The sequence below is a fragment of the Rhodococcus globerulus NBRC 14531 genome (genome assembly GCF_001894805.1).
Classification (GTDB): Bacteria; Actinomycetota; Actinomycetes; order Mycobacteriales; family Mycobacteriaceae; genus Rhodococcus_F; species Rhodococcus_F globerula.
Window position 1 is genome coordinate 853,987 of the sequence record NZ_BCWX01000001.1, and the last position, 19,672, is coordinate 873,658.

The following is a 19,672-nucleotide window of genomic DNA, read 5'->3' on the forward strand; positions in this document are numbered from 1 at the left end:
CCAGTGCGCAGAGCTTCAGCCGAACCTGGCCACCAGAGCCGCCCGGTCGAGTTTGCCTGGGCCACGGAGGGGGAGTGCGTCCACGACGAACAGCTCGCGCGGCGCTGCGGTCACATCGAGCGTGCGCTGAGCGTGGGCGCGCAATTCTTCGAGCGTCGGGGGTGCGCCTTCGGGCACAACGCACACCACGACCCGTTGGCCGAGGCGCGGATCGGCGACGCCGATGACAGCGCACTCCCGAACAGCGGGATGATCAGCGAGTGCGGCTTCGACGACCTGCGGCACCACAGTCAGCCCGCCGGTGGAGATCGCTTCGTCGAGGCGTCCGCTGATGCGCAGTACGCCGTCGACCACCGATCCGGCGTCGTCGGTGCGGAACCAGCCGGGCTCGGAAAAGGCCGGGTGATCCGGGAGTCCCCGATACCCGGACGCGAGCATCGGCCCGCCCAGCAGCACCCGGCCGCCGTCGATACGAATCTTTGCCCCGGACAACGGGATTCCGTCGTACACGCATCCGCCGGCGGTTTCGCTCATGCCGTAGGTTCGCACAACTTCGATGCCCGCCGCGGTGGCTTGCTCGAGAACCGGTGCGGGAGTTGCGGCTCCACCGAGCAGTACGGCGTCGAGGGAGGCAAGCGCGTCGACGGCACCGGGATCTGACAGCGCTTTGACCAACTGTGTCGGGACCATCGACGTGTACTTTCGCGGGCCACTCATCGCGGCAACCGCAGCGGGAAGCGCGGCGGGATCAAAACCCGAGCTGACGTCGACGACAACGGGTTCGGTTCCGGCGAGAGCGCTGCGCAGCAGAACCTGCATGCCCGCGATGTGGTGCGGCGGAAGGACAAGTAGCCAGGAACCGGGCCCGCCGAGGTACTCGTGGGTGGCCTCGCCGCTCGCGCGTAGTGCGTCGGCGCGCAGCATCGCTCCCTTCGGAGTCCCGGTGGTTCCCGATGTCGCCACAACCAGGGCAATGCCGTCGTCGATGGGTTCGCCGGGATGCAGAGCGTCGGAGAGCCTGGCTCTCTCGCGCGAATCAGCGGCCGGGACAGGGAGAACGGCGGGGCCTGTGCCGTCGAGTATCCGGGCGATGTGCGGCAAGACTTCGAGGACGGACGCGCCCTGCGGAATCGGTAGTGCTTCGAGGGTATTCATCGTCGAACGTCCGGTCCGGCCAGCGGCCAGCCGCCGGCAGCAAGATGACTGCGGACACGATCGACGTCGGTCTCCAGCGGCATCTCGTTGGTGATCTTGGTGATCAGGACCTGGATGTCGGTCTTCTCGATCGGGAGATCACCGTCTTCGATCAACGCGTCGGCAACCGCGTCGACTTCCGTTTCCGAGAGTCGACGCGTCAGCAGAGCAAACAACGGAATGTAGTCCTGTTCGGGAACGCCGTTGGGATAGCCGGCCCGCAACCAACCGACTATCGAGGTGAGGAAGGGCGGAAGGGCCATGACGTCAGCTCACATCTCGAACTTCATGTTCGGCGTTGTCGTCGAAGACGGGCCACCCGCCTGCGCGCAGACGCGCAGTCACACGTTCGACGTCCTCTTCGGAGGATTCCTCGTGGAGGATCCCCTCGATGATCGCCCGGAGCGTGTCGTAGTCGACGTGCCGATCCGGAACTTCGTGCGCGGATTCGATGGACATCGCGACGACCTGTTCGATTTCCTCGTCGGTCAGGCGTCGACGCAATACGGCGAGCAGCGCAAAATGATCTTTGTCCGGGATTCCTTCGGGGTATCCCGCCCGCAGCCAGTCGAGCACGCTGCGCAATGAATACTTGCTCAAATCCTCGGCCTCTTTTTCGTTTCGGTGGTGGAGTCGGATCGCCCTTGCGCCGGATTCAGAAGACGTTGATTCCGAACGTGCTGGCCAGGAAGTTCTTCATCAGCAGCAGTATCCCAGCGAAGATCGTGATCAGCACGACGGCAAAGCACAGATAGGCTCCGGCTTTGCCGAGTGGAGTGGGCCCGTCGGAGCCGTCGGCGTTCTGCAGACTCAGCGATTTGAGGCCGAGCGCAAAGATCGCGGGCAATCCGGCGCCGAAGAGCAGGCCGACGGCAACTACCTGCCAGAGTGATTCGAGAGTGTCGGTGAGGAGATGCATTCTCGTCTGCCCTTTCAGGAGTTGTGGGTGGTCTCGGGGGTCGGTGTCGGATCTGCGACGGGCACAGCTTGATTCTCGTCCCACTCAGCGGTCACGTTGGCCGCGTCGACAGGTTCTTTACGCGAACGCACGTACATGAAGATCGCAAACGCGATCAGGGCGGCGAAGACGACCAGAACACCGGCGAGTCCGCCGATGAAATGTGCGATGGCCCAGCAGATCGCGCCGACGATTGCGGCCGACGGGAGAGTGATCAGCCACGCGGCACCCATGCGTCCGGCGACGCCCCAGCGAACTTCGGCGCCCTTGCGGCCGAGGCCGGTGCCGAGGATGGATCCGGTGGCAACGTGAGTCGTGGACAGCGGGAGTCCGAGGTGGCTCGACGTAAGAATGATTGCGGCCGAGGATGCTTCGGCAGCTAGTCCCTGAGGTGCGGAAATCTCGACGAGACCCTTGCCGAGTGTGCGAATGATTCGCCATCCGCCGAGGTAGGTACCCAACGCAATTGCGACGGCACACGTGAACTTGACCCAGAACGGCATCTCCGTCTCGGCGGTGATGGATCCGTGAGCCACCAAGGCCAAAAAGATGACGCCCATTGTCTTCTGGGCGTCATTGGTGCCGTGCGCAAGGGAGATCAGTGAAGCGGTGCCGATCTGACCGAAACGGAATCCGCGCTCACGCTCGTCTTCCTTGACGGACGCGGTGATCCGGTAGACGAGCTTGGTGCCGACGCCGGCAACCAGTGCCGCCACCACGGGGGCCAGGAGTGCCGGAACGACAACCTTGGTGAGTACGCCACCCCACTCGACGCCGCCCATTCCGATGGACGCGATCGCCGCGCCGATCAGACCGCCGAACAGCGCGTGGGACGAACTCGACGGGAGGCCGAGCAACCACGTCGCCAAGTTCCAGATGATGCCGCCGACCAGACCGGCAAAAACGATCAGCAGAAGGTCCTGTCCGCTGACCGCGCCCAGGTTGACGACGCCTTTGGCGACCGTCGCCGCAACCTCGACGGACAGGAAGGCACCAACCAAGTTCAGGATTGCGGAGAGTGTGACCGCGACCTTCGGTTTGAGTGCGCCGGTGGCAATGGATGTGGCCATTGCATTGCCTGTGTCGTGAAATCCGTTCGTGAAATCGAACGCGAGGGCGGTGACAACTACCACCAGGAGGATTACGAGCTCTGCGGTCACAACGTGAATTGTGCGTATCGAACGCGTAAATGTACAGCCAACGAGATGTGACCTTCCGTGACATGAGGTAGAGGCGGGCGCGTGGGCTGCGCTACCGCAGCTGAGGGCGTGTTCAGTGACACTGCTCCGAACTCTTGTGTTGCGTTTCACTTTTCCGTCTCACTGACCGGGAAAGCACATTCGTCGCGTTTTGATCGCTGATTACCTACGGCACTGAGCGCGCTGTTCGGCAGCGCACGTGTGTGAGAAGGAGAGTTTCGAAGTGAAGCCCAACAAGACCGCGAAGCTGGTTGTGGCACTGGCCGCAACTGCTGCATTGGTCTCTGCCTGTGCAGGCGACCGCGGTGACGACCCGTCGGCAACGTCGAACGGTGCATCCGTTGCGACGGCCGACGTTGCGTCGAAGAGTTCCGATGCCAAGTTCGGAACCCTGGATTCGCCGTGCGGCGACGGAGATGCGAAGGGCGCGACGGATCAGGGTGTCAGCGACACCGAGATCAAGATCGGCTTCGGCGACGACCGCGGCTACGTGAAGTCGCCAGGCCTCAACAAGGAGATGAGTGACGCGGTCAACGCCCTCATCTCGTGGTGCAACGATCAGGGCGGCATCAACGGCCGCAAGGTTGTCGGTACCGACTACGACGCGGCGATGACGCAGGCCAATTCGGTCATGCAGGAAGCCTGCGCCAGCCAGTTCATGTTGGTCGGTCACGGATTCGCGATGGACCAGACCGCAGAGCAGACCCGTGTGGCCTGCAACATGGTTGCCGTTCCCGGATTCACGGTGTCGCCCGACGCCGCCAACGGACCGATGACGTTCCAGGGTGTCCCGTTCCCCGTCGACTACGCCAACGGTTCGCAGTGGTTCCAGATGGCCGAGATGCATCCGGACCTGCTGAACGACTTCGACGTCGTCAACAGCACGATGCCGACGATCATCACCTCCACCAACAAGATTCGGTCCATCGCCCAGGCTGCGGGCTTCAAGCTCAAGGACTGCGGCGTGACCCTCAACTACGAGGGCGAATCCAGCTACGTGCCGTTTGCCGAGAAGTTCAAGGAATGCGGTGCCAAGGGCATCTGGACCTCGCGTTCGGCCAGCCCGGCCGAGCTGAACTTCGTCAAGTCTCTCGATCAGGTCGGGATCGATCCGATCTTCTTCGGTGAGGCCACCTGGTACGGCGAGTCCATCGCGTCCTGGAACAAGGACACCGGCCTGCTCGACAACCTGAACGCCGGCATGACCTTCCAGATGCTCGAGAACGCGGACAAGGTTCCCGCTGTCGAGAAGTACGTCGACCTGGTCAACGAGCAGGGCGGCAAGACGGCACTTCTCGGTATGCAGGCTGCATCGTCGTTCCTGCTGTGGGCCACCGCGGCGGATGAGTGCGGCAGCGACCTGACGCGCCAGTGCATGGTCAACGAACTGTCGAAGATCGACGACTGGGACGGCGGCGGATTGCATGCCGCTACCGATCCGGGCAAGAACATGCCGGCCACCTGCGGCCTCATGACGTCACTGAAGGGCGCCGAGTACTCACAGGCGTTCCCGACGACGGCAGGCGAGTTCAAGTGCGACCCGAAGTACATGGTTGCCACGGACAAGAGCACGTGGGGCACCGATCTGGATGCCGATCGCATCTCCACGAAGTACCAGAACGCGAATGTGATCAAGCCGCAGTCCTGATCCACCTGAGGAAGGTGGCGCGCTCCGTGTGCTTCGAGTGCGCGCAGTGTGCCGCCTTTCCTCCCCTAACGAGGGTTCAGTTATGAACACTTTTGTCACTTTCACGATCTTGGGTTTGGTCCTGGGATCGGTGTATGCGATCGCCGCTTCCGGGTTGGTGCTCACGTACAACACGTCCGGAATTTTCAATTTCGCGCATGGCGCTCAGGCGATGCTCGGTGCGTTCATCTACTGGCAGTTGCGGTACGGCTGGGAACTCCCGACCGTGGTTGCGTTGCTGATTTCTTTGGTTGTGGTCGGCCCGTTGATGGGGCTGGGCCTGTATCTGTTCATCATGAAGGGCCTGCGCGATACGGCGGAGGTCACCAAAATTGTTGTCACGGTGTCGATCCTGCTGGGTATGCTCTCGATCTCGCATTGGTTCTGGCATCCGGAGACGGCGCGCACGATGCAGATGTTCTTCGGTGATCAGTCCAAGATCACAGTGTTCGGTGCGAGCATCCGCTACCACGAGTTGATCTGCATCCTCGTCGCGATCGGTATCGCGGTGGGTCTGCGGATCCTGTTCACCAAAACCCGCGCCGGTGTCGCGATGCGCGGTGTCGTCGACGATCCGGATTTGTTGCGCCTGAACGGTCATAACCCGGAACGCCTGGCGGCGTTGTCGTGGGCGATGGGATCGACGTTGGCGGTGTTGGCGGGTATCTTGATCACCCCGATCAGCGGCGGCACCCTCGAAGCGAACATGTTGACGCTGTTGGTGATCGACGCGTTTGCCGCCGCGATGTTCGGTCGGTTGCGCAGTATTCCGCGCACGTTTGTCGGCGCCGTGGTTCTCGGTCTGGCCGGTACGTACGTGTTGGCGTACTTCCCGACGAGTTGGAGTTGGACGTCGAATTTCCGTGTCTCCCTGCCGATGATCGCGTTGTTCGTGGTGCTGATCGTGCTGCCGCAGGACCGTCTGCGCGGCGCTGTCACCCGTACCCGCGAGCGGTATCACGTCCCGTCGGTCCGCAAGGCCGTCATCTGGGGTGTCGCGCTCATTGTCATCGTGTACCTGCTGCGTCTGCTGATGGTGACGTCGGCGATCACGACGTTGACGATCGGGATGACCTTCGCGATCATCGCGCTCTCGCTGACGTTGCTGACCGGATATGCCGGTGAATTGAACTTGGCGCCGGTCTCTTTCGGTGCCATCGCCACCATCGTGGCGTTCCATTTCGGTATCTCCGGTAGCGGGTTGGCGGCGCATCTGAACCTGTGGGGCATCGTCGTCGGTGTGCTTGTCACCGCCGTCATCGGTGGTCTCGTCGCGTTGCCGGCGCTGCGTCTGCGCGGGTTGTATCTGGCTTTGGCGACGATGGCGTTCGGTGTGTTCCTCTCCAACATGGTCCTGCGTGATACCACCGAACACGAGATGTTCGGCATCCGGTACTCGCTGTTCAAGGACGGCAACATCGCGATCCCGCCCCTGAAGGTCGGGCCGCTCGATCTCAGTAACGACACGGTGTTCCTGATGACCGTCACCGCACTGTTCTCCGTGCTCGGTGTCGGAGTGATCGCGTTGCGCAACAGCGGTTACGGCCGTCGACTCGCCGCGATGAAGGACAGCCCCGCCGGATCGGCGATGCTCGGCCAGTCGTTGGTTCGGCTCAAGCTCAGCGTGTTCATGATCTCCTCCGGCATCGCCGGATTGGGCGGCATCCTGATGTCGAGCGCGATGGGCTCGGTCTCGGGTGAAAGCTTCGCGATCATGGTCTCGTTGTCGTTGCTGATGCTCACCGTCGTCGCCGGAATCGGCTACGTCAGTGGCGCCCTGTTCGGTGGTTTGATGGCGGGCATCGGTTTTGCCGTCATCATGGTCTCGTTCACCAACCTCGCGTCGGCGCAGCCCGAACTCGAGGGAATGTGGCTGCTGCTGGGCAACATCGCGGCAGTGAGCCCGGCGTTGATCGGTATCGGTGTCGGCGCGAACCCCAGCGGCACCATCCACCAGGTCGTCGAAGGGTACCGCCGTTTGATGAACGCGAAACCGGTCCTCTACGGCGGCGCCGCCGTGATCGCGGTGACGTATCTGCTCGCCTTGGGTGGGGTGCTCGGGAACTGGTGGTTTGCCTCCATCACCATCGCGGTGGTGTTCCTGTTGCCGGTGATCGGTGAAATGGTCATGCCGGCAGCGGTTCTCACGCCGGAAGAGTTGGCGGCGAAGAAGACGCTGGTCCCGGAAGAGGTCGGGATCGACGTCCCGTACAGCGACGAGGTGCGCGGCGAACTCGACCGTGAACTCGGCATCGACCTGCGCAAGTCCGAAAAGGAGTTGGCCGCTCATGTCTGAGACGCCTTTGCTCGAAACCCGCGGTGTCACGGTACGTTTCGGTGGCCACGTGGCCGTCAAGGATGTGTCCCTGACGGTGGCTCCGGGAACGGTGACCGGGTTGATCGGCCCGAACGGTGCCGGTAAGACCACCCTGTTCAACACCATCACCGGGTTGCAGAAACCGACGTCGGGACAGGTCTTCCTCGATGGCGTGGACGTGACGAAGTTGGCGCCGCACAAGCGCGCCAACAAAGGTTTGGCGCGCACGTTCCAGCGCCTCGAGTTGTTCGTCTCGTTGTCGGTGCGCGACAACCTGCGCGTCGCCGGCGATATCCACAAAGCGAACAGCGGCAACAAGATCGACGTCGACGCCGAAACGGATCGACTGCTCGAGCTGACCGGCCTGAGCGATGTAGCGGAAAAGGATGTTTCCGACATCCCCACCGGCCGCGCCCGAGTCGTCGAGGTCGCGCGGGCCTTGATGACGAACCCGCGGATTCTGCTTCTCGACGAGCCGGCATCGGGTCAGACGGAGCAGGAAACGGAGGTGTTCGCGCAGATGCTCACCGACCTCGCAGCCGGGGGTCTGGGAATTTGTCTGGTCGAGCACGATATTCCGTTGGTGATGAAGGTGTGCTCGACGATTCACGTACTCGACTACGGAGCGGTGTTGGCCTCGGGTGATCCGGAGAAGATCCGCACCGACCCGGACGTGATCGCCGCGTACATCGGCACCGAGGAGGAAGCAGTATGACCGCAGCAACGATCGACCCGGCAGCGGCCGAAACACCGCGTCCGGAGCCGTTGCTCGAATTATCGGGTGTGCGTGCCGGTTACGGGGCCATCGAAGTCCTCCACGGCGTGGACCTCGTCCTGCAGCCCGGCGCCGTTGTCGCGTTGCTCGGCCCGAACGGCGGCGGAAAAACCTCCACGTTGAAGGTGTGCTCCGGTGTCCTACCGGTCACACGCGGGGAGTTCAAACTCGCCGGACGGGTCGTCAACGGAATCGAAGCGTCCGAACTCGCCCGGTTGGGTGTGTGTTCCATCCCGGAAGGGCGTGGGATCTTCGCGAACCTGTCGGTGCGCGAGAACCTGTGGATCGCCACCGGAACCGGAGCCTCCCTCGCGGACCTGGAAGAGGTTGCGTACACACGTTTCCCGATCCTGGGGGAGCGTCGGGGCCAGTTGGCGGGTTCGATGTCGGGCGGTGAGCAGCAGATGCTCGCTCTCTCGCGGGCGTTGGGAACTCATCCGACGGTGTTGCTGCTCGACGAGTTGTCGATGGGTCTGGCACCTCGAATTGTCTCGCAGATGTACGACGTGGTGGGTTCACTTGCCGCGGAAGGTATTTCCATCCTCGTGGCGGAGCAGTTCGCGCGGGCGGTGTTGCCGATCGCGACGTCGGCGGCGTTGATGTTGCAGGGTCGCGTTACTCGGGTCGGTGACCCGCATGAGATCGAAGAAGAACTTTCTACCAGTTATCTAGGAGGATGACGATGACGACAGTTGAAGATCGCCGTGATGAGTTCAAGAAGAACATCACCGACCTCAAACTCGACAAGGGACAGTCCGGTGGCGACGCGAAAACACTGTTCGGCGGCCTGATCCTGATGGTGGTGGGGGTAGTCGGCGCGTTTGTCCTCTACATCTCCTCGCTCACGGAATCGGATCTGCGCAACATCGCGTCGTACCAGATCTTGGCGATCGCGTTCCTGGCGTTGACGGTCATCGGAGCGGCGATGTTCATCGCCGCGTCCGTCGCCAAGGTTCTGCGGTTGTGGCTGGTGCGTCAGCTGCTCGAAGGCCAGGCCCAGACCGATCAGATCGCACAGGCACTGAACACCCGCATCTGATAACCCCGCTTCAACCGAGAATGCCCGCCACGGAAACTGTGGCGGGCATTTTCGTGCGCTCGGAGATTACTGCGGCGTGCGGGAATCGCGTCGGATCGGATGATCGTCCGGAATCTGCACCATGACAATCGGCGTCCCGTCGGGATCGGCGATCCACATTTCGTGAAGACCCCACGGTTCCTGACGTGCCTCTCGGGCAATCTTGACTCCGGCGAGCACCAGTTCCGTTTGCACGGCCGTGAGATCGCGAACCTGCAGCCAGATCGCGCCCCGGAACCCACCGTTGCCTGCGGCGCCGTGTGCGGCGATCTCGATCAACCCCTGGCCGGCGAAGAACACTGTGCCGCCGGGGTATTCACGGGCGATAGCCAACCCGAGGGTGTCTCGGTAGAAGCTCAGAGTCAGCTCGTAGTCGTCGGGGCGCAATATCGTTCGGCTGCTCAGAATCTCCACGGAACCATCCTTCCACGTCTCGCTCGGCGATATCAGAAATGCTCGGCAATCAGAAATACCAGGGATACGGCGACCAGTCGGGATCACGCTTCTCGAGGAAGGAATCGCGGCCCTCGACGGCTTCGTCGGTCATGTATGCCAAACGTGTTGCCTCACCGGCAAATAGCTGCTGGCCGACCAGGCCGTCGTCCTGCAGGTTGAACGCGTACTTGAGCATGCGCTGAGCTTGCGGGGACTTGCCGTTGATCTTGCCTGCCCACTCGATGGCAACGTTCTCGAGTTCGGCGTGATCGACAACCTTGTTGACCGCGCCCATCTGGTGCATTTCCTCAGCGGAATAGGTGTCGCCGAGGAAGAAGATTTCGCGAGCGAACTTCTGGCCCACCATCTTTGCGAGGTAAGCGCTGCCGTACCCGCCGTCGAAGCTGCCGACGTCGGCATCGGTTTGCTTGAAGCGGGCATGTTCACGACTCGCGAGGGTGAGGTCGCAGACGACGTGCAGGCTGTGTCCGCCGCCGGCGGCCCAACCGTTGACCAGGCAGATGACCACCTTGGGCATGAAACGAATCAATCGCTGCACTTCCAGGATGTGGAGGCGTCCGGCACGAGCCTTGTCGACGGTGTCGGCCGTTTCGCCTTCCGCATACTGGTAGCCGCTGCGGCCACGGATGCGCTGATCGCCGCCGGAGCAGAAGGCCCAGCCGCCGTCCTTCTCGCTCGGTCCGTTGCCGGTGAGCAGCACGGCGCCGACGTCGGACGTCATCCGGGCATGGTCGAGTGCACGGTACAGCTCGTCGACGGTGTGTGGGCGGAAGGCATTACGTACTTCGGGGCGGTCGAAGGCGATACGAACGGTGCCTTGACTGACATGCCGGTGATACGTGATGTCGGTGAGATTCTCGAATCCGGGAACGGGGCGCCAAAGCTGCGGGTTGAAGGTCACGTAGGTCACGATAGAGGCAGGCATCGTAACCCCGACGAGTACCTGGAGTAGAACATGTTCCCCCACGCGCTAACGTGCAGGTCATGAGCGAACCCACCGTAGAAGGCAAGGAGACCGTCGTTCCCGACGAGCGTCGAGGCGGTTTCCCGGTCTTCCGCCACACACCTGCAGGTCCCGACTTCGGTCGTTTCGTCGAGGCGATGCGCAGGTTGCAGGACCTGGCGGTGTCGACGCACGTCCCTGACGAAGTTCTCGCGGAGATCGCCACGCAAGCGGAGGAACTTGCCGATCGACTGGCCCCGCACGAGGTGCCCGAAGGGGCGTCGCCTGCAGGCTCGAATATTCAGTTGCCTGGTCGCGGCAGTCTCCTCATGCCGCCCTGGACAATCGAGAGATTCGACGCCGAAGGTGTGCGCAGCACCGGCATCTTCCGCCGCTACCACCTCGGTGGCAACGGCGCGGCGCACGGCGGAATCGTGCCGTTGCTGTTCGACGACATCTTCGGCATGACCACCCACGCGGGTGGCCGCCCGATGTCGCGAACCGGTTACCTGCACATCAACTACCGCGCGATCACCCCGCTGAACACGCAATTGGTGATCGAAGGAAAAGTGGATCGGGTGGAGGGCCGTAAGACGTTTGTCAGTGCACGGCTGACCGACCTCGACGGAAAGCTACTTGTCGACGGTGACGCGCTCATGATCGAGCTACTCCCCGGTCAGCCCTGACATGTCTCCCATCTTCGAGTTGCCGTCGTTCGACGATCTGATCGCCGACGCAGTTGTGGTGAGTTTGCCGATGCGGGTGCGTTTTCGCGGGATCACGACGCGTGAGGCGCTGCTTCTGCGCGGCCCGGCAGGATGGGGGGAGTTCGCTCCGTTTGTCGAGTACGACGACGAGGAAGCCGCGCACTGGCTGCGCGCCGGCATCGAAGCCGCGTGGCTCGGCCCCCCGCCTGCGATTCGGGCCACGGTGCCGGTCAACGCCACGGTTCCCGCGATCGACGCGTCGGCGGTGCCGGAATTGTTGGAGCGTTTTCCCGGATCGCGAACAGCCAAGATCAAGGTCGCCGAAAAAGGACAGTCGTTGGCGGATGACATTGCCCGGGTGAACGAGGTCCGTCGGCACATCCCCAATGTGCGTGTCGACGCAAACGGTGGGTGGAGTGTCGACGAGGCCGTTGTGGCGCTGCGGGCGCTGACCGAAGGCGGTGAGCTCGAGTACGCGGAGCAGCCGTGCGCAAGCGTCGAGGAACTGGTGCGGGTGCGCGCAGCGGGGACGGGTGTGCGGATTGCCGCGGACGAGAGCATCAGGCGCGCGGACGATCCGCTGCGAGTGGTGCGCGCTGGGGGAGCAGACGTCGCGATAGTGAAGGTGCCCCCGCTCGGCGGTATGCGCGCGGTGGTCGCGTTGAGTACCCAACTGGCCGAGTACGGCGTGCCGGTGGTGGTGTCCAGTGCGCTCGATACGGCAGTCGGGATGGCGTCGGGGCTCGCGGCCGCAGCTGCGTTGCCCGAGTTGCCGTTTGCGTGCGGATTGGGCACTGGCGGGCTGTTCGTCCGGGACGTCGCAGTTGTCGATCCGGCAATCTCGGGTGCTCTGTCCGTCGGCGCGGTCGAGCCTGATCCGTCGATCCTCGCGCAGCTGACGGCCACGCCCGAACGCACCGCGTGGTGGCTGGGCCGCGTCCGCCGCTGTCATCGGATACTCGATCGACGAGGCGCGCTGAATTTCGTATAGTGTCGGGCCCGACCTGATGAACATCAGTCAAGAATGAAGGGATCGAAAGTGGTTGCAGCTCTGAACGAAACCCTGCTCGAGGATTCACGGCTTCCCGCGGTCGTCGCGGACGTGCAGACCTTGATCGACGCAGAGGTTTCGGATAAGTCGGGGGCCTCAGGGCTAGCTCTCAAGGGCGGCTACGGCGCAGTCAAGAAGGTGAGCCCGTCCATCGTGCCGGACGCAGTCACCGCACTTCTGCCCGAATTCGTGGCAAAGCTCGAGCCGTACTGGCAGGAATTCTCCGCCTCGGGCGGCGGAAGCTTCGCGGAGTTCATCACGGCTCGCGGCGACGCCGTTGCCAACTCACTGCTCCAGGTGACGGACGAGCGCATCGAAGGCAGCGACAAGGCCGTCGTCAAGTCGATGTACTCCAAGCTGCGTGGTTCGGCGCAGAAGCACGTAACGGCCGCACTGCCGCGTCTGGGTGATCTGATCCAGAAGCACGCCGCATAAGTTCGACCAGCACGACACAGAGCGGCCCGGGAGGTTTCACTCCCGGGCCGCTCTTCGTTGTGCCAGATCAGTTCGCTGCGTGGCCGTCGCGCCAGAACCCGGTGAACGTGATGTCGGTTTTCGGGAACTTGCGGTCGTTCACGAGGTGGCGTCGTAGCCCGGTGGTGAGGGCCTGCTCGCCGGCGACAAACGTGTACGACGGGCCTTCGGGAAGTTCGGCCGCGCGAACAGCCTCGAGGGCAAGTGCTCCGGGCTTGGTGTCTGTGTCTTCCCGGATGATCCAATGCACGTTCACGTGAGCGAGCTGCGGGAGGTCCTGCTTGTCCTCGACGTTCGGGACCTCGATGAAGACCTCTGCCCGCAGATCGGCGTCTGCAGTCTCGAGAATTCCGGCGATTGCCGGTAGGGCACTTTCGTCTCCGACCAGGAGTTGCCAGGTGCAGTCGGGAGTCGGGTTGTAGATGCAGCCCTCGTCGAGAAGCGCTACCTTGTCGCCGCTCGAGGCCGTGTCAGCCCACGCGGATGCCGGACCGATATCGCCGTGAAAGGCGAAGTCGATGTCGATTTCCGCTGTGTCGCCGAAGAGCCCGGATCCGGCGGGCCGGTACTCGCGGATCGTGTAATTACGCACCACGGGACGGGTGTCCTTGGACATCACCAGGTACTGCGCATACCAGAGGTTGTTTGCCGCGGACGGCAGTCGCAGCTCACTCTGGCCGGCTTGCGGAATGAAGAGGCGGAACCAGTGATCGGCGCCCATCGGGGTGATGGTGCCCAGCTCCTCGCCGGCAATCGTGATGCGGATGAAGGTGGGACTGATCCGTTTGTTCGCGACAACTTGGGCTGACGTGATGCTGCGTGACACCGGTTTCACGAACTTGGAGCGCTTGGCCATGACGGAACCCTCGATCGACGACAATAGGTCAGGCAATCCTAACTTATCGCTTCGGTCTGCTGGGCCGCTCTTTGACGACAACCTCCGGCGGCAGGCCCCATTCCGAGCGGCCCAACCGACTCAACGGTGCCAACGCCGCGAACTCCGGCAAGCCGTCGTCGGCCAACGCGTCCGGGCGAACCGCGACGGCAACAACGTCGCCCATCACCACAAACGAATCACCGACCTCGATGACCTGGCGCAACGTGCACTCGATCGCAACCGGCGATTCCGCGACCCGAAGCGGGCGCACGCGTTCGCTCGGCTCACTGCGAATACCCAACTCGAGAAACTCGTCGGCGTCGGGAGCGTAGGGGGCCGAACTGTCGTTGATCAATTCGAACAACGACGCCGTTGCCACGTTGATCACGAACTCGCCGGTCGCCTCGATGTTGCGCAAACTGTCCTTGCGGCCAACCGAGGTGAACTGCACCACCGGCGGGGCCGCACTGGCCACGGTGAAGAAGCTGTGCGGCGCCAGATTGCCGACGCCGTCGGCCGAGAGCGTCGACACCCAGGCGATCGGCCGCGGAACCACCGTCGCCGTGAGCAACTGATAGAACCGGCGGGGTGAGGTGTCGGAGGGATCGAAGAGTGTGCGCACTCACACATGGTGCCGCAGACTCGCCCCTCGGAACGGCCCGGCCCGAACATCTGACACTCTTGAAGGCGTGAATCCGTCCACAGCACAAGCCACAGCCGTCGTCGACGAACTGGTTCGTGGTGGCGTGCGTGAAGTCGTGCTCTGCCCAGGCTCACGCAACGCGCCGCTCGCATTTGCCCTTCAGTCCGCAGACATCGAGGGACGCCTGCGTCTGCACATGCGGATCGACGAGCGGACAGCCGGCTTCCTCGCGCTCGGACTGGCAATCGCAGGCAAGCGTCCGGTGCCGATCGTCATGACGTCCGGAACGGCCGTCGCGAACCTCGGACCCGCAGTGCTCGAAGCGAACTACGCACGAGTGCCTCTGGTAGTCCTGAGCGCCAACCGGCCGTACGAAATGCTCGGAACCGGCGCCAACCAGACCGTCGAGCAACTCGGATTGTTCGGCAGCCAGGTGCGCGCCACCATCAGCCTCGGGCTGGCCGAAGACGATACGACGCAGAACAGCCAGTGGCGTTCCGCGGTGTGCCGGGTACTGGCCGCTGCCCGTGGAACCCGGTCAGGCAACGCCGGGCCCGTGCACTTCGACATACCGTTGCGCGAACCGCTGGTTCCCGACGTGCATCTGCAGGGGCCGGTTCCGGAAGGTCGGCCAGGCGGCGCAGCGTGGACCACCACGCAGAACGCAACACTCGACGTCCCCCTCGACCTGGATCTGACCGCAGACACCGTTGTCGTCTCCGGCCACGGCAGCGCGCTGCGACCCGAACTCGCCGGACTGCCGACCGTCGCCGAACCCACCGCGCCGCTGCACGGAATTGCGTTGCATCCACTGGCTTTGGCACAACTCAAACCCCGGCAGGTAGTCATCACCGGCCGTCCCACGCTGCATCGTCAGGTGTCCAAGGTGCTGGCCGACCCGAGCGTCGACGTCTATGCGCTCACTACCGGGCCGCGCTGGCCCGACGTGTCGGGCAACGTCCTTGCCACCGGAACCAGGGCCGTCGTGAGCGGAACACCGGACCCGGCGTGGATCGCGCGATGCATGTCGCTGACCGAGCACGCCGACGCGGCCGTCGCCAAGCAGCTGGCTGCCCACCCCAAGGCCACCGGCCTGCACGTAGCCGCAGCGGTGATGGGTTCTCTGGGCGACGGTGACCAGTTGCTTCTCGGAGCTTCCAACCCGGTGCGCGACGCGGCGCTGGTGAGTTACCCGAAGTCGTCGGTGCGAGTGCTGTCCAACCGCGGCGTCGCCGGGATCGACGGCACAGTTTCGGCCGCCGTCGGCGCTGCTCTGGCCTACGACGAGGGACGAACAATCGCCCTGATGGGCGACCTCACCTTCCTGCACGATGCCTCCGGGCTCCTGATCGGGACCGGGGAACCGCGGCCTCGCGACCTCACGATCATCGTCGCCAACGACGACGGCGGCGGAATATTCGAACTGCTCGAGCAAGGCGATCCGCAGTACGCCGGAGTGTTCGAGCGTGTCTTCGGCACGCCACACGGCATGGACCTGGCAGCACTGTGCGCCGCCTACCGCGTTCCGCACACCGCCGTGAGCGTCGACAAGCTCACGGAAGCGCTGGCACAACCCGCTGCAGGTATCCGGGTTCTCGAGGTTCCCACCGACCGCAGCGGTTTGCGGGAACTGCACGCATCAGTGCGAGCGCAACTGTGAGCGACGTGGTTCTGCGCCGTTTCCGCATCGGAATCCTCGTCGTTGCGATCGGCATTTCGGTTCTCGCGGTCATCCTCGTACTCGGTGCCTGGCGGAACGACCGGACCATCGAATCGAACATGGGGACCGCAACCGCCGAGGTGCTCTCCGCCGGTTCGCTGCGGTCCGCTATCAGCTTCGTGACGCCGGACGGCGCGAACCACAATCCCGAACTCGGCGTGCTCTATCCCACCAATCTGACTGTCGGACAACGCATCGAGGTCGAGTACTACAAGACCGACCCCGACCTGGTCCGGGTGGCCGGCCGCAGCGCGAGTGTCGCGCTGATTCCCGCCGGATCGGTCATCGTCGTGACGTGGCTCCTGGCCGGACCCGCCGTCTGGTACCTGCGCAAACGTGAGGCCCTGGTGCGCACGTCAGAGCCCGTCACCTCGAATTAGCCTGCGCTTCACACGAACACGGCACGGACTTTCCCTCGCACTGTCACCGTGATCGGTGTGAGAGTAGCCATCGTTGCGGAGTCATTCCTGCCCAACATGAACGGCGTCACCAACTCGGTCCTACGCGTGCTCGAACATCTCGACCGAACCGGCCATGACGCGATGGTCATCGCGCCGGACACCGTGGGAAATGGGCACGCCCCCACCCAGCACGACGGCGTCGCCGTGCACCGAGTGCCCGCCGTCATGGTTCCGAAAGTCAGTTCGCTACCGGTCGGACTGCCACAACCACGATTGACCGCCGCCGTACGCGCCTTTGCGCCCGACGTCATGCACCTCGCGTCGCCCTTTCTCCTCGGCGCCGGGGGAGTAGGCATCGCCAAACGACTCCACGTTCCTACCGTCGCCGTCTATCAAACCGATGTCGCGGGCTTTGCCGAAAGCTACGGACTCGGCCTCACCAGCAGGGCAGCGTGGGCGTGGACCCGGCGAATTCACAAGAGCTGCACCAGAACCCTCGCGCCGTCCACCTCCGCCGTTGACGCTCTCGAAGAACACGGAATTCCGCGGGTACACAAATGGGCGAGGGGCGTCGACGCAGCAAGATTCGCGCCGTCGCGTCGTAGCTCCGCTCTGCGCCGAACCTGGAGCGGGGACAGTGATCGCCTGGTTGTCGGCTTTGTGGGACGGCTGGCACCGGAGAAACACGTCGAACGATTGGCCGCGTTGGCCGGAGATCGCAGCCTGCAACTCGTGATCGTCGGCGACGGGCCGGACCGAGAGCGCTTGCGCGCGCTGTTGCCCGACGCGGTCTTCACCGGCGCGCTCGGCGGAACCGATCTTGCCGAGGCCTACGCCAGCTTGGACGTTTTTGTGCACCCGGGAGAGTACGAGACGTTCTGCCAAGCCGTCCAGGAAGCGCTGGCGAGCGGTATACCCGTCGTCGGGCCGGACGCGGGCGGCCCGCGGGATCTCGTCTCGCATTGCCGCAACGGCTACCTCCTGCCGGTGGACAGATTCGGCGAACTTCTCCCCAGCGCGATCGACGCCCTCCGTCAGCGCGATCTGCGAGTGCAGTTCGGTTCGGCCGCTCGGCGGTCGGTCCTGCACCGGACGTGGCCGGCTATCTGCGACGAGTTGCTGAATCACTACGAGGACGTGCAAGGTCTTGGCCGGCGAACCGGCGCCCGAGCAGCCTGAACCAGCCCACTTCGCGAGTGTTGGTAGCGTTTGACGTGTGGCGACTACACACGGAACCCGGGCAACTCTCGACAAACAACCGCGCGAGGTCGCGTCGATGTTCGACGACGTCGCCGAGCGATACGACCTGACCAACACCGTGCTGTCCTTCGGCCAGGACAAAGGCTGGCGCAAGGCAACGCGAGAGGCCCTCGACCTCAAGCCGGGCGAGAAGGTTCTCGACCTCGCCGCGGGCACCGGAGTCTCGACCGTTGAACTGGGCCGGTCGGGCGCGTGGTGCGTCGCCACCGACTTCTCCAAGGGCATGCTGCAGGCAGGCCGCTCCCGCAAAGTCCCGATGGTGGCCGGCGACGCCATGTTCCTGCCATACGCCGACGACGTATTCGACGCCGCGACCATCTCCTTCGGTCTGCGCAACGTCTCCGATTTCGAGGCCGGCTTGCGGGAGATCGCCCGTGTCACCAAGCCAGGTGGACGGCTTGTCGTCAGTGAATTCTCGACGCCCGTCTTCGGGCCCTTCCGCACCGTCTACATGGAGTACCTCATGAAGGCACTCCCACAGGTCGCCCGCGCCGTCAGCAGCAACCCCGACGCGTACGTCTACCTCGCCGAATCCATTCGCGCCTGGCCGACGCAGGAAGAACTGGCACGCAAGATCGAGGCAGCCGGGTGGAAGAACGTCAAGTGGCGCAACCTCACCGGCGGCGTCGTGGCGCTACATCACGCGACGCGCTGAACCTGCTGTAATCAGCCGAACAGCGGACGGGAGTCGATTCTTCGGGATGCGGCTCCCGACGCTCGCCAGGCCCGCGCCGTCAGATCAGCGTCGGCGTCGGTGACGAGGTTGCCCATCACCCTGACCGCGACGGTCATCATTGCCTTCGACCGCATCGCGATCGGGCCGGACGCGGGGAGGAACCGCGGAACCGTGAGCAGCCCGGCAAGACGCCGCGCGACGGAGAACGCCTGCCCGTAATGCTCGCGTAGGACGCTCGGCCACAGTTCGGTCAGATCGCCGTCGCCGAGGTGTTCGACGATCAACCGTCCACCCTCGAGGCCGTAGTCGATGCCCTCGCCGTTGAGCGGATTCACACACGCCGCGGCATCGCCGATGATCGCCCAGTTACGGCCGGCGATGTTGGATACCGCGCCGCCCATCGGTAGCAAAGCTGAAGCAACGGAATGGATTTCACTGTTCCACTGCCATTCGCCGCGGCGCTGATCGGTGTACAGATCCAGGAGCGGGCGCAATGCTCCGGGGGCCGGCCGCTTGGCTGTCGCAAGTGTGCCGACGCCGATGTTCACCTCGCCGGTGCCCAGCGGGAAAATCCAGCCGTATCCCGCCTGTAGGGTGCCGTCGCCGTCACGCAGTTCCAGGTGCGACGTAATCCAGGGATCGGCGCTGCGGGGAGTTCCGACATAAGCGCGCGCGGCCACTCCGTACGCGGTGTCCCGATGCCACTGCCGCCCCAGCTTCTTGCCGAGCGTCGAACGAACACCGTCGGCGACGATGAGGGTCTGGCACCGCAGAGTGCTGGTTCCGGAGGGGCCGGACAGCACAACTGCACTGACCCGATCACCGTCACGTTCGACGTCGACGGCTTTGGTGCCTTCCAGCATCACCGCACCGGACTCGATCGCGCATCGTCGGATCCGATCGTCCAGCTCGGCGCGGGGGACAGCGCTGCCGATAGAGGGGAACGCTGTGGACGGCCACTCCATTTCCAGCTCTTGGCCGAAGCCTGAGAGCCGGAGTCCCTTGTTCGTCGTGTGTGACCTAACCCACTCTCCGAGGCCGAGTCGATCAAGCTCGGCGACGGCCCGCGGAGTGAGTCCATCACCACATGTCTTGTCTCGGGGGAACACGGCCGCATCGATCAGGACGACGTCGCGGCCACTGCGCGCGGCCCATGCAGCGGCCGAAGAACCCGCAGGACCTGCACCGATGACCACAATGTCAGTTTCGGTCGGCTGGGAATTCACGGCGGGGGACTGCTCTTCGGCGGACACACT

Annotated in this window: 22 protein-coding genes; 12 read left to right on the forward strand and 10 right to left on the reverse strand. The window is 63.9% G+C overall.

The annotated features are described in order from the left end of the window. Window positions 1-15 precede the first annotated feature (15 nt). Genes menE through RG2_RS03810 form a run of 5 tightly spaced genes read right to left on the reverse strand, consistent with a single transcriptional unit; the run spans window position 16 to window position 3,312 of the window. Complete coding sequence (menE, locus tag RG2_RS03790; RefSeq protein WP_033235451.1) at window positions 16-1,155, reverse strand: o-succinylbenzoate--CoA ligase; 1,140 nt, start codon at window positions 1,153-1,155, stop codon at window positions 16-18. Next, a complete protein-coding gene (locus tag RG2_RS03795; RefSeq protein WP_033235450.1) occupies window positions 1,152-1,457 on the reverse strand; it encodes a DUF3349 domain-containing protein in 306 nt (101 codons plus the stop codon). The genes menE and RG2_RS03795 overlap by 4 nt, the downstream gene beginning before the upstream one ends. A 4-nt stretch (window positions 1,458-1,461) precedes the next feature. Beyond that, window positions 1,462-1,794 carry a DUF3349 domain-containing protein gene (locus RG2_RS03800; protein ID WP_033235449.1) on the reverse strand — a complete coding sequence of 111 codons (333 nt, stop codon included), beginning with the start codon at window positions 1,792-1,794 and terminating at the stop codon, window positions 1,462-1,464. Window positions 1,795-1,849: 55 nt separating this feature from the next. Then, window positions 1,850-2,113 carry a hypothetical protein gene (locus RG2_RS03805; protein ID WP_033235448.1) on the reverse strand — a complete coding sequence of 88 codons (264 nt, stop codon included), beginning with the start codon at window positions 2,111-2,113 and terminating at the stop codon, window positions 1,850-1,852. A 14-nt stretch (window positions 2,114-2,127) separates the two neighbouring features. Further along, on the reverse strand, window positions 2,128-3,312 hold the full coding sequence (locus tag RG2_RS03810) for an inorganic phosphate transporter (RefSeq protein WP_033235447.1): 1,185 nt from the start codon (window positions 3,310-3,312) through the stop codon (window positions 2,128-2,130). A 262-nt stretch (window positions 3,313-3,574) separates the two neighbouring features. Here RG2_RS03810 and RG2_RS03815 point away from each other — a divergent pair, with 262 nt between their 5' ends. From RG2_RS03815 to RG2_RS03835, 5 genes are all read left to right on the forward strand, one after another. Next, on the forward strand, window positions 3,575-4,999 hold the full coding sequence (locus tag RG2_RS03815; protein ID WP_072782293.1) for an ABC transporter substrate-binding protein: 1,425 nt from the start codon (window positions 3,575-3,577) through the stop codon (window positions 4,997-4,999). Window positions 5,000-5,081: 82 nt separating this feature from the next. Further along, window positions 5,082-7,334, forward strand: coding sequence for an ABC transporter permease (locus RG2_RS03820; protein WP_033236482.1), 2,253 nt, complete (start codon window positions 5,082-5,084; stop codon window positions 7,332-7,334). Further along, window positions 7,327-8,070: an ABC transporter ATP-binding protein gene (locus RG2_RS03825; protein WP_033236481.1), complete on the forward strand. Its 744-nt coding sequence runs from the start codon at window positions 7,327-7,329 to the stop codon at window positions 8,068-8,070. Before RG2_RS03820 ends, RG2_RS03825 begins: the two co-directional genes overlap by 8 nt. Beyond that, window positions 8,067-8,810 (forward strand): ABC transporter ATP-binding protein, encoded by a 744-nt coding sequence (locus RG2_RS03830; protein WP_051730716.1) that lies wholly within the window; start codon window positions 8,067-8,069, stop codon window positions 8,808-8,810. Before RG2_RS03825 ends, RG2_RS03830 begins: the two co-directional genes overlap by 4 nt. Further along, a complete protein-coding gene (locus RG2_RS03835; RefSeq protein ID WP_174557328.1) occupies window positions 8,807-9,169 on the forward strand; it encodes a hypothetical protein in 363 nt (120 codons plus the stop codon). The genes RG2_RS03830 and RG2_RS03835 overlap by 4 nt, the downstream gene beginning before the upstream one ends. 66 nt (window positions 9,170-9,235) lie before the next feature. Here the strand turns inward: RG2_RS03835 and RG2_RS03840 are convergent, their stop codons facing one another. Next, on the reverse strand, window positions 9,236-9,622 hold the full coding sequence (locus RG2_RS03840; protein WP_033236479.1) for a VOC family protein: 387 nt from the start codon (window positions 9,620-9,622) through the stop codon (window positions 9,236-9,238). A 49-nt stretch (window positions 9,623-9,671) separates the two neighbouring features. Continuing rightward, complete coding sequence (locus tag RG2_RS03845; protein ID WP_033236506.1) at window positions 9,672-10,565, reverse strand: 1,4-dihydroxy-2-naphthoyl-CoA synthase; 894 nt, start codon at window positions 10,563-10,565, stop codon at window positions 9,672-9,674. A gap of 83 nt (window positions 10,566-10,648) precedes the next feature. Here RG2_RS03845 and RG2_RS03850 point away from each other — a divergent pair, with 83 nt between their 5' ends. The 3 genes from RG2_RS03850 to RG2_RS03860 are packed head-to-tail and all read left to right on the forward strand — an operon-like array spanning window position 10,649 to window position 12,800. Next, entirely contained in the window at window positions 10,649-11,293 is a 645-nt protein-coding gene (locus RG2_RS03850; RefSeq protein ID WP_033236505.1) for a PaaI family thioesterase, read from the forward strand. 1 nt (window position 11,294) lies between these two features. After that, entirely contained in the window at window positions 11,295-12,305 is a 1,011-nt protein-coding gene (locus RG2_RS03855) for an o-succinylbenzoate synthase (protein WP_033236478.1), read from the forward strand. Between the two features lie 48 nt (window positions 12,306-12,353). Beyond that, on the forward strand, window positions 12,354-12,800 hold the full coding sequence (locus RG2_RS03860; protein ID WP_033236504.1) for a DUF6918 family protein: 447 nt from the start codon (window positions 12,354-12,356) through the stop codon (window positions 12,798-12,800). A 67-nt stretch (window positions 12,801-12,867) separates the two neighbouring features. On the opposite strand, the gene RG2_RS03865 is transcribed toward RG2_RS03860, so the two are convergent. Beyond that, window positions 12,868-13,695 carry a siderophore-interacting protein gene (locus tag RG2_RS03865; RefSeq protein ID WP_033236503.1) on the reverse strand — a complete coding sequence of 276 codons (828 nt, stop codon included), beginning with the start codon at window positions 13,693-13,695 and terminating at the stop codon, window positions 12,868-12,870. Between the two features lie 43 nt (window positions 13,696-13,738). Next, on the reverse strand, window positions 13,739-14,338 hold the full coding sequence (locus tag RG2_RS03870; RefSeq protein WP_033236477.1) for a flavin reductase family protein: 600 nt from the start codon (window positions 14,336-14,338) through the stop codon (window positions 13,739-13,741). Window positions 14,339-14,405: 67 nt separating this feature from the next. On the opposite strand from RG2_RS03870, the gene menD reads away from it, so the two are divergent. Genes menD through RG2_RS03890 form a run of 4 tightly spaced genes read left to right on the forward strand, consistent with a single transcriptional unit; the run spans window position 14,406 to window position 18,395 of the window. Then, the gene (gene menD, locus RG2_RS03875; protein WP_033236476.1) at window positions 14,406-16,019 is read left to right on the forward strand and encodes a 2-succinyl-5-enolpyruvyl-6-hydroxy-3-cyclohexene-1-carboxylic-acid synthase; all 1,614 of its coding nucleotides are present in this window, start codon (window positions 14,406-14,408) and stop codon (window positions 16,017-16,019) included. Then, window positions 16,016-16,459 carry a DUF3592 domain-containing protein gene (locus RG2_RS03880; RefSeq protein WP_033236475.1) on the forward strand — a complete coding sequence of 148 codons (444 nt, stop codon included), beginning with the start codon at window positions 16,016-16,018 and terminating at the stop codon, window positions 16,457-16,459. Before menD ends, RG2_RS03880 begins: the two co-directional genes overlap by 4 nt. Window positions 16,460-16,516: 57 nt before the next feature. Continuing rightward, entirely contained in the window at window positions 16,517-17,659 is a 1,143-nt protein-coding gene (locus tag RG2_RS03885) for a glycosyltransferase family 4 protein (protein WP_207787499.1), read from the forward strand. A gap of 37 nt (window positions 17,660-17,696) precedes the next feature. Then, window positions 17,697-18,395, forward strand: coding sequence for a demethylmenaquinone methyltransferase (locus tag RG2_RS03890; protein ID WP_033236474.1), 699 nt, complete (start codon window positions 17,697-17,699; stop codon window positions 18,393-18,395). An 11-nt stretch (window positions 18,396-18,406) separates the two neighbouring features. Here the strand turns inward: RG2_RS03890 and RG2_RS03895 are convergent, their stop codons facing one another. Then, entirely contained in the window at window positions 18,407-19,669 is a 1,263-nt protein-coding gene (locus RG2_RS03895) for a geranylgeranyl reductase family protein (protein WP_033236501.1), read from the reverse strand. Window positions 19,670-19,672: the final 3 nt, after the last annotated feature.

Excerpts from the sequence above, each read along its gene's own strand:
- RG2_RS03805 (WP_033235448.1), bottom strand. The coding sequence starts at position 2,113 with ATGCATCTCCTCACCGACACTCTCGAATCACTCTGGCAGGTAGTTGCC.
- RG2_RS03855 (WP_033236478.1), top strand. The coding sequence starts at position 11,295 with ATGTCTCCCATCTTCGAGTTGCCGTCGTTCGACGATCTGATCGCCGAC.
- RG2_RS03830 (WP_051730716.1), top strand. The coding sequence starts at position 8,067 with ATGACCGCAGCAACGATCGACCCGGCAGCGGCCGAAACACCGCGTCCG.
- RG2_RS03865 (WP_033236503.1), bottom strand. The coding sequence starts at position 13,695 with ATGGCCAAGCGCTCCAAGTTCGTGAAACCGGTGTCACGCAGCATCACG.
- RG2_RS03795 (WP_033235450.1), bottom strand. The coding sequence starts at position 1,457 with ATGGCCCTTCCGCCCTTCCTCACCTCGATAGTCGGTTGGTTGCGGGCC.
- RG2_RS03825 (WP_033236481.1), top strand. The coding sequence starts at position 7,327 with ATGTCTGAGACGCCTTTGCTCGAAACCCGCGGTGTCACGGTACGTTTC.
- RG2_RS03850 (WP_033236505.1), top strand. The coding sequence starts at position 10,649 with ATGAGCGAACCCACCGTAGAAGGCAAGGAGACCGTCGTTCCCGACGAG.
- RG2_RS03835 (WP_174557328.1), top strand. The coding sequence starts at position 8,807 with ATGACGATGACGACAGTTGAAGATCGCCGTGATGAGTTCAAGAAGAAC.
- RG2_RS03820 (WP_033236482.1), top strand. The coding sequence starts at position 5,082 with ATGAACACTTTTGTCACTTTCACGATCTTGGGTTTGGTCCTGGGATCG.
- menE (WP_033235451.1), bottom strand. The coding sequence starts at position 1,155 with ATGAATACCCTCGAAGCACTACCGATTCCGCAGGGCGCGTCCGTCCTC.